Source organism: Mumia spirodelae (assembly GCF_050632745.1).
GTDB lineage: Bacteria > Actinomycetota > Actinomycetes > Propionibacteriales > Nocardioidaceae > Mumia.
Window position 1 is genome coordinate 547,337 of the sequence record NZ_JBODSD010000002.1, and the last position, 12,571, is coordinate 559,907.

General features: G+C 72.1%; 8 protein-coding genes. 3 read left to right on the forward strand and 5 right to left on the reverse strand.

The features are described 5' to 3' along the window. Positions 1–93: 93 nt before the first annotated feature. Positions 94–3,279 (reverse strand): ATP-binding protein, encoded by a 3,186-nt coding sequence (locus ACQSSQ_RS12170; protein ID WP_431327343.1) that lies wholly within the window; start codon positions 3,277–3,279, stop codon positions 94–96. A 129-nt stretch (positions 3,280–3,408) separates the two neighbouring features. On the opposite strand from ACQSSQ_RS12170, the gene ACQSSQ_RS12175 reads away from it, so the two are divergent. Next, positions 3,409–4,368, forward strand: a complete 960-nt coding sequence (locus ACQSSQ_RS12175) for an NAD(P)/FAD-dependent oxidoreductase (protein ID WP_431327344.1) — start codon at positions 3,409–3,411, stop codon at positions 4,366–4,368. On the opposite strand, the gene zwf is transcribed toward ACQSSQ_RS12175, so the two are convergent. Beyond that, complete coding sequence (gene zwf / locus ACQSSQ_RS12180; protein WP_431327345.1) at positions 4,365–5,816, reverse strand: glucose-6-phosphate dehydrogenase; 1,452 nt, start codon at positions 5,814–5,816, stop codon at positions 4,365–4,367. The two genes, ACQSSQ_RS12175 and zwf, sit on opposite strands and share 4 nt — an antisense overlap. A 50-nt stretch (positions 5,817–5,866) precedes the next feature. Further along, positions 5,867–6,430 (reverse strand): GNAT family N-acetyltransferase, encoded by a 564-nt coding sequence (locus ACQSSQ_RS12185; RefSeq protein WP_431327346.1) that lies wholly within the window; start codon positions 6,428–6,430, stop codon positions 5,867–5,869. A gap of 138 nt (positions 6,431–6,568) precedes the next feature. Here ACQSSQ_RS12185 and ACQSSQ_RS12190 point away from each other — a divergent pair, with 138 nt between their 5' ends. Both ACQSSQ_RS12190 and ACQSSQ_RS12195 read left to right on the forward strand, forming a co-directional pair. Then, a complete protein-coding gene (locus tag ACQSSQ_RS12190; RefSeq protein ID WP_431327347.1) occupies positions 6,569–7,675 on the forward strand; it encodes a ferredoxin reductase in 1,107 nt (368 codons plus the stop codon). A 10-nt stretch (positions 7,676–7,685) separates the two neighbouring features. Then, a complete protein-coding gene (locus ACQSSQ_RS12195) occupies positions 7,686–8,969 on the forward strand; it encodes a fatty acid desaturase family protein (RefSeq protein WP_431327348.1) in 1,284 nt (427 codons plus the stop codon). Between the two features lie 81 nt (positions 8,970–9,050). Here ACQSSQ_RS12195 and ACQSSQ_RS12200 read toward each other — a convergent pair whose 3' ends face one another. Both ACQSSQ_RS12200 and ACQSSQ_RS12205 read right to left on the reverse strand, forming a co-directional pair. Continuing rightward, positions 9,051–11,189, reverse strand: coding sequence for a heavy metal translocating P-type ATPase (locus ACQSSQ_RS12200; protein ID WP_431327349.1), 2,139 nt, complete (start codon positions 11,187–11,189; stop codon positions 9,051–9,053). Between the two features lie 18 nt (positions 11,190–11,207). Then, a complete protein-coding gene (locus tag ACQSSQ_RS12205; RefSeq protein WP_431327350.1) occupies positions 11,208–12,560 on the reverse strand; it encodes a protealysin inhibitor emfourin in 1,353 nt (450 codons plus the stop codon). Between the last annotated feature and the right edge of the window lie 11 nt (positions 12,561–12,571).

Below are 12,571 nucleotides of genomic sequence, written 5' to 3' on the forward strand. Positions count from 1 at the left end.
GGCGCGGTCTGGCGCCTCGGTCGGTGCGCCCGGGGTCACCGTCGTCGGCGCGGTGACCACGGGCGCACCGACGCGGTGGCTATGGACCGTGGATCACCCCGCCGGGAGGGCGAGCTCGAGGGCGTCCCCGCGCGAGAGCGCCGCCCCTTCGGCGAACAGCGCGTCGAACCGCTCCTGCCCGAGCGCCTCGGGGAGCGTACGGGTGAGGACGACGCCGTCGCCGTTGCCGCGGTCCTCGGCCCCACGGATCTGACGGGCCGCTCCGAGGCGCCGGGCCGCGAGCTCCGGCTCGCCGACGTGCGCCGCGTACGACGCAGAGGCCGTGGCCACCATCGCGGCGATCGGCATGTCCCGTGCCCGTCGGGACTCGGCCGCGGCGCGGTGCAGCGCGGCCCGCGCGGCGGAGGCGTCGTACGGGAGGAGCGCGAGGGCCGACACGCTCAGGGCGATCGCGCGGAACTGCGGCGCCCGGAACGCCGACGCGTCCCCGTCGAGCTCGGCGACCAGCTCGGACGCCAGGCGCCGTGCGGTCTCGGGGTCGCCCGCCCAACGCTCGAGGTCGATCGCCGCCACCAGCGCGTACGCCTCGGTGTCGCGGTAACCCGATCTCCGGGCCTCCTCGGCGACCTCGGCCACCTCCTTGCGCAGCGTCGCGACGTCGGCGCCGTCGCCGGCGCGCGCGACGTCACCGATCCCGATCCAGGCGATCCGTGCGCGGAGCTGGCCGGCGTCGCGGTCGGCGCCGAGCTCGGTGAGGAGGGCCAGCGCCGAGCGCAGGTGGTCGCGGGCGGTGTCGAACTGACCCGCGCGCTCGTACGCCGCCGCGAGCGTCGACTCGCCCATCGCCAGCCCCCACCGGTCCCCGACCTCGCGGAACCCCTCGAGTGCGTCGGCGAGGTCGTCCTCGTCGCCGCGCGACGCGGCTCCCGCGTTGTCCTGCCACGCGAGCCGGACGAACCGCACGGCCGACCTCACCCATGGATCCGGGTGCTGGAGAGCTCCCGAGAGGTCGACGGTGCTCACGTCGGGGCGCCCGACCTCGTCCCCCATCGTCGAGAAGAGGTCCGCCGCGACGAGGATCACCGTGATGGTCGGTGCCTCGCGGTCGAGGCCGGGGTCCTGGCGCAGCGCGGTGATCCGTTCCACGAGCGCGGCCCGGCCGGAGTCGTGCGAGGCATCGTCGAGGCCGGCCACGAAGCGCATCGCCACGCACACCAGCTCCGGGGTCGGCGGCAGCGCGACGCCCATCGCGAGGGTGCGGGCGCAGAGATCGGCGATCTCGTCGTGCTGGCCGCGCAGCGAGAAGTACCAGGCGAGGTCGGCGGTGATCCAGGCCGCGGAAGCGCCGTCACCGGTGTCGATCGCGTACGACATCGCCGCGAGGATGTTGCCGCGCTCGTCGTCGAGCACGGCGAGGGCCCGGACCTGGTCGCGGCGGCGCAGCCGGGGCTCGAGCTCGTGGACGAGCCGACGGAAGTAGGAGAGGTGGTCGCGGCGGACGTCGTCGGCCTCGCCGCGCTCGACGAGCTGGTCGACGCCGTACTCGCGCAGCGTCTCCAGCATCCGGAACCGGGGCTCGCCCAGGTTGTCGGTCACCGGCACCAGGAGCGACTTGTCGGCGAGCGCCGTCAGCAGGTCGAGCGCGGTGAGCTCGTCGGTCCCGGCGACCGCGGCGGCCGCAGGCACGGAGATGCCGGCCGGGAACACGGCCGCGCGCTCGGCGAGCGCACGCTCGGCGTCGTCGAGCAGGTCCCAGCTCCACTCGACCACCGCGCGCAGCGTCCGATGGCGCGGCAGGGCGGTGCGGCTGCCGCCGGTGAGCAGGCGGAACCGGTCCCCGAGGCGCGCCGCGACCTGGGGTGCGGTGAGGCTCCGCAGCCGCGCCGCGGCGAGCTCGAGCGCCAGCGGCTGACCGTCGAGGCGGCGGCAGATCTCGAGCACCGACGGCAGCGTCGTCTCGTCGAGCCGGAAGCCTGGCGAGGCCGCCTGGGCCCGCTGGACGAAGAGGTCGACGGCGCTGCGCCGGAGTGCCTCCGTCGGGGTCGCGCCGTCCTCGGGCACCTCGAGGGAGGCGACGGGTAGGACCACCTCACCGAGGAGGTCGAGGGGCTCACGGCTCGTCGCGACGACCCGAAGGGTGGGCACTGCCTGGAGCAGGTCCTCGGTCACCGCGGCGACGTCGGCGACGAGGTGCTCGCAGTTGTCCATGACGACGAGCGTCCGGCGGCCCGCGAGCGCGTCGATCAGGCGCGTGCGGTCGTCGGTGCGTCGTTCGTTGGGACGGTCCAGCACGACCACCTCGCGCAGGTCGAGCGCGCCGACGATCGCGTCGAGGAGCTCGGAGGGATCGGTGACGGTGGCGAGCTCGACGATCCACACGCCGTCGGGGAATCGCGACGCGAGGCGCGAGGCGGTCTCGACCGCGAGTCGCGTCTTGCCGGCGCCGCCCGGACCGACCAGGGTGACGAGACGGTTGTCGCCGACCAGGGAGGTGAGCTCCGCGACGGTCGCGTCGCGGCCGACGAAGCTCGTCAGGGCGAGGCGCAGGTTGGTGCGGGGTCGTTCGGTCGCTGCCGGCACGGTGCCGACGTCGCCGCTGAGGATCCGCTGGTGGAGCTCCTGGGTGGCCGGAGCGGGGTCGAGCCCGAGCTCCTCGACGAGCCGGAGGCGGAGACGCTCGTACGCCGCGAGCGCGTCGGCGGTGCGGCCGGTCGCAGCGAGGACCCGCATGAGCGCGGCCCACAGGCGCTCGCGGTAGGGGTGCTCGTCGACCAGCGCCGTGAGCTCGGCGACGACGGCGCCCGCCTCGTACCGACCGCTGGCGATCTCGCTCTCGAGGCTGTCCTCGAGGACGACGAGCCGCCGCTCCTCGAGCGCGGTCATGGCGGGGAGGACGAACGGCGCGTCGTCGAGCCCCTCGAGCGCGCGGCCGGTCCAGACCGCGAGCGCCTCGCGGCGGCGGCCCTCGCCGGCGAGGCGCGTGAAACGGTGGGCGTCCACGTCGTCGGCCGCCACGGCGAGGCGGTAGCCGGCGCCGTTCGACGTCAGGACGCCGGCCGGGAGACGGCTGCGGGTGCGCGAGACGACGGACTGCAGCGCGTTGTGCGCGTGGCGGGGAGGGTCCGCTCCCCACAGGTCGTCGACCAAGGTCTCGGTCGCCACGGCGTGCGGGGCCGCGAGAGCGAGCCTGGCCACGAGCGCACGGTTGCGCGGACCACCGAGATCGACCGCCTCGCCGTCGACGGTGACCGCGACGGGACCGAGGAGCTGCACCTGCACAGCTCCATCCTGGCACCCTCGTCCACCGGATTCGCGCGCCTGCGGGCACCGACGGCATCTTGCGCATCTGGCAAGAGTCCTTGCTCGCAACGCGAACGCCTCGCACAGTGGACCGCGGAGGTGGTCGACGTGACCGAAGGATTGAAGGACGAGTACGACGCCGTCGTGGTCGGCGGAGGCGCGGCCGGGCTGAACGGCGCCCTGATGCTGGCGCGGTCACGACGGTCGGTCGTGGTGATCGACGCCGGCGCGCCGCGCAACGCGCCGGCCGACGGTGTGCACGGGTTGCTGGGGCACGACGGGCTCCCGCCGACGGAGCTGCTCCGGCGCGGCCGCGCCGAGGTACGCCGCTACGGCGGGGAGGTCGTGGACGGAGACGTCACGACGGCGACCAAGGACGGCGACGGGTTCGCGGTCACGCTGGCCGACGGGCGTACGACGTGGGCGAGGCGCCTGCTCGTCACCACCGGGCTCGTCGACGAGCTCCCGGACGTGGCCGGGCTGCGCGAGCGCTGGGGGCGCGACGTCGTGCACTGCCCGTACTGCCACGGGTGGGAGGTGCGCGACCGGGCGATCGGCATCCTCGCGAGCGGCCCGGCGGCGGTCCACCAGGCGATGCTCTTCCGGCAGCTCAGCGACGACGTGGTGCTCTTCGCGCACACGACCGAAGGCCCTCCCGAGGACCAGGCCGCGCTGCTCGCGGCCCGCGGCGTCGACGTCGTCACGGGTGAGGTCGCCGCGCTCGTGATCGAGGACGACCACATCGTCGGGGTGCGGCTCACCGACGGTCGGGTGGTGGAGCGCGACGTCGTCGCGGTCGGGGCGCGGATGAGGGCACGCTCAGGCGTCCTGTCCGACCTCGGTCTGCGCGCGGTCGAGCACCCGTCGGGGATGGGCGAGCACGTGCCGAGCGACGCCACGGGGCGTACGGACGTCCCCGGCGTCTGGGTCGCAGGCAACGTCACCGACCTCTCCGCCCAGGTCGGCGCGGCAGCCGCCGCAGGCGCGCTCGCCGGAGCGCACCTCAACGCCGACCTGGTGGCCGACGACGCCCAGCGGGCCCTGGAGGCGACGCGGCTGACGGCCTAGTGCCGCAGCTGGCTCTTGGAGTCGTCCTTGTGCTCGCGCCAGGGACGCTCGAAGGGCAGCCGCCAGGCGTGGGGCGCGACCAGCTGATGGATCGCGTTCGGCCCCCACGAGCCCACCGGATAGACACGGACCGGCGGAGGGTGGTCGAGCAGCTGCTGCGACAGGCTCCACAGCTGCTCGATGCCCTCCGCGGTCGTGAACAGGGTGTGGTCGCCGCGCATCGCGTCGTAGATCAGCCGCTCGTACGCCTCGAGCGCGGCGTAGCCGTCGGTCTCGGTGAACGAGAACTGCATCGACAGCTTGTCCATCCGCATGCCGTGCCCAGGACGCTTGCCGTAGAAGGACAACGACAGCCGCGCGTGGTCGGCGAGGTCGAACGTCAGGTGGTCCGGTCCCTGGGCACCGACGCCCGAGCCCTCCGGGAACATGCTCTTCGGCGGCTCCCGGAACGCGATGGAGATGATCCGGGCGCCCTCGGCGAGCTGCTTGCCGGTGCGCAGATAGAACGGCACGCCGGCCCACCGCCAGTTGTCGACGAAGCACCGCAGCGCGACGAACGTCTCGGTGTCGGAGTCGTCGGCGACGTCGGGCTCCTCGCGGTAGCCGGCGTACTGGCCGCGGACGACGTCGCTCGGCTCGATCGGGAGCATCGAGCGGAAGACCTTGCTCTTCTCCTCGGTGATCGCGTACGGCGCGAGCTCGGTCGGCGGCTCCATCGCGACGAACCCGAGGACCTGGAACAGGTGCGTGACCACCATGTCCTTGTAGGCACCGGTCTCCTCGTAGAACCCGATCCGCCCGCCAAGACCCAGCGTCTCGGGCACGTCGATCTGCACGTGGTCGATGTGGTTGCGGTTCCAGATGGGCTCGAAGAGACCGTTGGCGAAGCGGAACGCGAGGATGTTCTGCGCCGCCTCCTTGCCGAGGAAGTGGTCGATCCGGAAGATCTGGTCCTCGCGGAAGACCTCGTGCAGCGCCGCGTTCAGGCGGCGCGCCGACGCGAGGTCGGTGCCGAACGGCTTCTCCATGATGATCCGCGAGCGCGCGGCCAGGCCGGCCTCCTCGATCTCGTGGACCACCGCGAGCGCGGCCTTCGGGGGGACGCTGAGGTAGTGCAGGAGCTGGGGCTCGCCGCCGATCTCCGACTCGGCGCGGTGCACGGTCGACGCGAGCGCCTCGGCGCCCCCGTCGCCCGGTGCCCAGCGCAGCATGTCGGCGAAGTCCGCCCAGGCCTCGTCGGTCGGCGCCGGGTGGCTGAACTCGTCGACGGCGTCACGCGCGAGCGAACGGAACTTGTCGAGGTCCATGTCGTCGAGCGAGGTGCCGACGATGCGCGCGTTGGGGAGCAGCCCGGCCTGCCACAGGTGCAGCAGCCCCGGGAGCAGCTTGCGCCGCGCGAGGTCCCCCGTCGCCCCGAAGAGCACGATGACGTACGGCTGCGACTCCATGCCGTCAGCGTAGTCCGCAACGGGCGATCCCGACGGTGGCGAAGGTACGGCTAGGAGCGCGCCGCCTCCCACTCGGCGCGGGTGATCGCGTACTCGACGTCGCCGTGCTCGTCCCCCTCGATCCGCACCGGCCAGTCGGCGTGGAACGTCCGCACCAGCCGCATGCCCGCCTTCTCCATCACCCGGCGCGACGCGAGGTGCACGGCCATGGTCTCGGCCGTGACGCGCTCGACGTCAGAGGAGGCGAAGGCGTGGTCGACGAGCGCCTGCGAGACCTCCGTCGCATAGCCCTGCCCCCACGCGAACGTCTGGAGCCGGTAGCCCAGCTCGGGCTCGCGGGGACCGGCATCCTCGCCCGGACGCAGGTGGAACCAGCCGAGGAAGCGCCCCGTCTCGAGGTCCTCGGCGGCCCAGAAGCCGTACAACGGGTGACGTGCGTGCCAGGCGAGGAAGGCGGGCAGCACCTCGTCGACGATCTCCTCCCGCGGGACGGGGAGACCGTTGTTGATGAAGTGCATGACCGCCGGGTCGTTGTCGAGCGCCGTCAGCAGGTCCGCATCGTCCGCGGTGAACTGGCGGAGGCGGACGCGCGCGGTGGTCAGGAGCACCGTCATGGCAGGAGTCTCGCAGGGCACGGCGGCGGACGTCGGGCGATCGCGTGACCTGCGTCACAGAGCCTCGGACTTGCGACCCAACCTACGGTTGCGTAGGTTGTGGGTGCACGGCCGTTCACTGAATCCCTCGGAGGCCCTATGGGAATCGTCCGCAAGGCGCTCGCCTCGCGTCCGATCGCAGCCCTGACCTCGCCCCACACCATCGACCACTACCTCGACCAGGTCCACCCGATGCTCGCGGTCCACCACGTCCGCGCCCGGGTCGTCGAGGTGATCCACGAGACCGGTGTCGCCAGCACCGTCGTCCTGCGCCCCAACGGCGCCTGGAAGGGCTTCGCTCCCGGTCAGCACGTCGAGTTCGGCGTCGAGGTCGACGGCAAGCGCCGGGTCCGGGTCTTCTCGGTGTCCAGCTCGGCGCGGCGCAAGGACGGGCTCTTCAGCGTCTCGGTCAAGGCGCACCCCGACGGCTACGTGTCCCAGTACCTGCACCACGAGCTCGTCCCGAAGACCCTCGTGCACCTGTCGCAGGCCGACGGCGAGTTCGTCCTCCCGGCGGCCGTCCCCGACGACCTGCTCCTGCTGTCGGGCGGCAGCGGGATCACACCCGTGATGTCGATGCTGCGCACGCTGCGCGACGACGGCCACACCGGACGCGTCACGTTCCTGCACTATGCGCGCAGCCGCGAGGACGAGATGTTCTCCGACGAGCTCGACGCGCTCGCCGCCGTGGCCGAGTCCGACCCGACGGGCTCCCTCCGCGTCGTGCGCATCTACACCCGCGAGCCCGAGGACGGATCCGAGCTCGCCGGCCGGTTCACGATCGAGCACCTCAAGCACCTGGGCGTCGACGCCGCGAGCACGCTCTCCTACGTGTGCGGTCCGGCCGGGCTCATCGCCACGGTGCGGGACACGTACGACGAGCTCGGCGCGGCCGAGCAGCTGCGCGCGGAGTACTTCAAGGTCCCGACGGTCGACCTCGACGCCGCCGACGCCACCGGCACGCTGACGTTCGACGACAGCGGGATCGAGGCCGACAACTCCGGCGCCACGATCCTCGAGCAGGCCGAGGCTGCGGGGCTCACGCCCGACTTCGGCTGCCGGATGGGCGTCTGCAACACCTGCGCCATCAAGAAGAACCACGGTGCCGTCCGCCACGTCATCACCGGCGAGGTGGCCGCGAACACCGACGAGACCGTCAAGATCTGCGTCCAGGTCCCCGTCGGCGACGTCAACGTCGCCCTCTGAGAGGAACGCCATGTCCCACCACCGCAAGAAGCGCGCTCCGATCGAGCCGCTGAGCGCCAGCAACCACAACAAGGCGCCGGTCCCCCTCGTCGGCGAGGACACCAGCGTCCGCGCGACCATCGGCCTCGACCTCATGACGTACGAGCAGCTCGAGGAGTTCGGCGACGAGCTCGACGCGGTGCGCCAGCGCGTCCTCGACGACCTCGGTCAGAAGGACGCCGACTACATCCGCCGCGTCATCAAGGCGCAGCGGGTCTTCGACGTGCTCGGCCGCATCGGCATCTTCATGCCGTTCTTCCTGCCCGTCTTCATCGCGGGCATCGCGTGCCTCGCCATCTCCAAGATCCTCGAGAACATGGAGATCGGGCACAACGTGATGCACGGTCAGTACGACTGGATGAACGACCCGGTCGTGGACGGCAAGAAGTACGAGTGGGACAACGTGGCGCCGGCGCAGGACTGGAAGCACGGCCACAACTACATCCACCACACCTACACGAACATCCACGGCATGGACCGGGACATCGGCTACAACCTGTTCCGGATCGACGAGGAGCAGCCGTGGTACCCGAGCCACCGGTTCAACCTGCCGCTCGCGTTCATGCTCATGCTGTTCTTCGAGTGGGGCGTGATGTACCACGGCATCGAGCTCGACGAGTACCTCGGCGGGCGGATGAGCAAGTCCGAGTTCAAGGCCCGCAAGAAGCGCGCCTGGCAGAAGGTCCGCCGTCAGGTCGTCAAGGACTACGTGGCGTACCCGCTGCTCGCGGTGGCGCTGGTGCCGTTCACCTCGTGGTGGGTCCCGCTGGCCGTTCTCGGCGGGAACTTCGTGGCCAACATCATCCGCAACATCTGGACGTTCATCGTCATCTTCTGCGGCCACTTCCCTGCGGAGGTGGAGACCTTCACCGAGGAGGAGGCGCAGAACGAGACCCGCGGCCAGTGGTACCTGCGTCAGCTGCTCGGCTCGGCCAACATCACCGGCACCCCGGTGTTCCACGTGATGACGGGCAACCTGTCGTACCAGATCGAGCACCACCTCTTCCCCGACATCCCGGCGCGCCGCTACCCGGAGGTGGCGAAGGACGTGCACCGGCTGGTCGAGAAGTACGGCCTGAAGTACAACACCGGGCGCCTCTCGAAGCAGATCGGCAGCGTCGCCCAGCAGCTCGCCGCGCTCGGCCGCAAGCCCTCCGACCCGTACAAGGTCGGCAACTCGCCCGAGTCCAAGGCGCTGCGTCGCGAGAAGCGCGAGGCGGAGAAGGCGGCCCGCGAGGCGATGGCGAACGCCTGAGGGTCCCTCTGCGCGAACGCCGATGCGTCCTGACCACCCGCGGGTCAGGACGCATCGGCGTTCTGCGGCGTCGTACGCGCGTCAGCCCGCGGCGCGGACCGAGGCCTCCGGACTCAGGTCGAGCCGCCGCAGGAGCTGCGCGTTGAGCGCCACCACCACCGTCGACGCCGACATGAGGATCGCGCCCACCGACATCGGCATGACGAACCCGACCGGCGCGAGGACGCCCGCCGCGAGCGGGACCGAGATCAGGTTGTAGCCCGCGGCCCACCAGAGGTTCTGCTTCATCTTGCGGTACGTCGCCCGCGACAGCTCGATGACCGACAGGACGGAGCGTGGGTCCGAGCTCGCGAGGATCACCCCGGCCGACGCGATCGCGACGTCCGTGCCGGCCCCGATGGCGATGCCGACGTCGGCCTGCGCCAGCGCCGGTGCGTCGTTGACGCCGTCACCGACCATCGCGACCTTGCGTCCCTCGTGCTGCAGCTCGGCGACCTTCGCGGCCTTGTCCTCGGGCCGGACGCCGGCGTAGACGCGGTCGATGCCGAGCTCGTCTGCCACCGACCGGGCGACCGCCTCGGCATCGCCGGTGATCATCACGACCTGCACGCCCCTGCGGTGGAGCGCGTCGACCGCCTGGCGCGACTCCTCGCGCACCTCGTCGGCGAGCTCGAGCGCACCGACCACCTCCCCGTCGACCAGGACGTGGAGGATGATCGCGCCGGTCGCGCGCCAGGTCTCCGCGACCTCCAGCTCGTGCGCGTGCTCCTGCTCGAGGAGCGCCGGCCCGCCGACCTGCACGCGGCGCCCGTCGACGGTGGCGGTGACGCCGACCGCGGGCGACGAGCGGAAGTCCGAGGAGGCCGCGACGGTGAGGTCCTTGGTGCGGGCCGCCTCGACGATCGCCTTGGCGAGCGGGTGCTCGCTGTCGGACTCGGCAGCGGCGGCGAGCGCCAGGACCTCGTCCTCGGCGTGGTCGCCCGCGGTCGCGACCGAGGTGACCGCCGGCTCCCCCTTGGTCAGCGTGCCGGTCTTGTCGAACAGCACGGCATCGACGGTGCGCATGCTCTCGAGCGCGAGCCGGTCCTTGACGAGGACGCCGCCGCGCGCCGCCCGCTCGGTCGCGATCGACACGACCAGCGGGATCGCGAGGCCGAGCGCGTGGGGGCACGCGATCACGAGGACGGTGATCGTGCGGATCACGGCCTCGTCCGGCTGCCCGATCAGCGACCACACCACGGCCGTGATCAGTGCCGCTCCGAGCGCGAACCAGAACAGCCACCCGGCTGCGGTGTCCGCGAGGCGCTGCGCCCGCGACGACGAGCTCTGGGCCTCGGCGACCAGCCGCTGGATGCCCGCGAGCGCGGTGTCGCTGCCGACGGCGGTGACCTCGACCCGCAGGCCGGAGTCGGTCGCGACCGTGCCGGCCACGACGTCGTCGCCGGCTTCGCGGCGGACCGGCCGCGACTCCCCCGTCACCATCGACTCGTCGATGTCGGCCGCGCCCTCGACGACCCTGCCGTCGGCCGGCACGCTGCCGCCGGGACGGACGACGACCAGGTCGCCGACCCGCAGGTCGGACGGAGCGACGGTCACGACCTGGTCCCCCTCGACCCGCTCGGCCTCGTCCGGCAGGAGCGCGGCGAGCGAGTCCAGCGCGGAGGTGGTCTGGGCCAGCGACCGCATCTCGATCCAGTGGCCCAGCAGCATGATCACGATCAGCAGCGCGAGCTCCCACCAGAAGTCGAGCTCGTGGTGCAGGATCTCGAGGCTGGCACCCCACGACGACACGAAGGCGACCGTGATCGCAAGTCCGATGAGCAGCATCATCCCCGGCTTGCGGGACCGGATCTCGCTCACGGCACCGGTGAGGAACGGGCGCCCGCCCCAGGCGTACATCACCGTGCCGAGCAGCGGCGAGACCCACGCGACCCAGGAGGCGTCGGGAAGGTCGTAGCCGAGGATCGAGGCGAACATGGCGGAGAACCCGACCACGGGCACCGCGAGGACGAGCATGATCCAGAACAGCCGGCGGAACTGCCCGACGTGGTCGCCGTGACCGGCATGACCACCGTGGCCTCCGTGCCCCGCGTGGGCGCTCATGTCGTGCCCCGCGTGGGCGCTCATGTCGTGGGCGGCGTGCTCGGCGTGCGCCTCCATGACGCCGGACGCGCCGCTGCCGTGATCGTGGTTGCCGTGATCGTGCTCGTGCGTGCTCATGACGCTGACCATATACCCCTAGGGGGTATCCGACAACCCCGTGCCGTCGTGCCCGAGGACGAGCGACGCGACCTGCTCCAGCTCCGGCGTCAGCGCGCTCTCGGGCACCGTCACCTGCTGGGCGCCGTAGGAGAACGTGTAGACGAACCGGTCCGCACCGGCATCGTCCTCGTCCCGGCTCGGCAGCCCCGCGAAGTCGGTCCGCTCGAGGAGCGCCGCGACCTCGGCACCGAGCGGGCCCTCGTCGAGGTCCAGCGTCACCTCGCGCCCGATCCCGGCGAACCCTCCAGACCGTGACACCACCACCCGCCCCTCGGCCGGCGGGAGCTCACCCGACACGGGCGCGTCCTGTCCCGGCTCGACGCCCACCTCCGACCACGCCGCACGGACGTCGTCCGCCTCCTCCTCGCCGTACAGCTCCTGCGCGGCGGCGACCGTGGCGGCGGCGAACCCCGCGAAGCGGGTGTCGCGCCCGACCGCTCCCCCGGTCAGCGCGGCGTACCAGATCTGGCCCGTCCGCTCCCAGCTGTAGCCGCCGAGCCGCAGCGCGGCCAGCGCGAACGCCTTGTTGGGGATGCCGGAGTTGATGTGGACGCCGCCGTTGTCGGCGGTGGTCTCGACGTAGTCCTGCATCGAGCCGACCTGCGGGTCCTTGCCGAGCAGCGGGTCGTCGTACGCCGTCCCGGGCTCGCGCATCGACCGCAGCGCGACGGCCTGGATCCCCGGCTTGAACAGGCCCTCGCCGATCAGCCAGTGCGCCTCCTCCGCCGTCTGGTCGAGCATCCGCTGCAGGGCCATGGCCGCGAAGCAGTCCGACATCGACTCGTTGAGCGCACCGGACTGGCCCGAGTAGCGCAGGTCGGCGGTGAACTGCGTGACGCCGTGGGCGAACTCGTGGAACAGGACGTCCGGCGGCTTGGTGAAGCGCTCGAACACGCGGCCGTCGCCGTCACCGAAGACCAGCTGCTCGCCGTCCCAGAACGCGTTGTCGTAGTCCTCGCCATAGTGCACCGTCACCGTGACCGTGCTGCCCGCGTCGTCGATGCCGCTGCGCCCGAAGGCGGTGAAGAAGAGCTCGTGCACGATGCCGCTGCTGTCGTACGCCTCGTCGACCGCGGGGTCGCCCGTGGGCGGGTCGGCGTCGCCGCGGACCTTCGCACCGGGCAGCTGCGTCGCGCCGCCCGCGCTGTAGATCGTCTTGGTGCCGTCGGCGTCCGACGGCTGCGCCATCGACGGCGGCGCCGTGGCCCGGCGCTCGCGCAGCCCCGCGTCGAGCGCCCGGGTCTGACCGCAGCAGCCCGTCAGGTAGGGGTCGTCGGTCGCCTCGGCGAGCCGGTCGAGGAGGTACGGAGGGACGAACTGGCACGTCATCCACCCTGTCT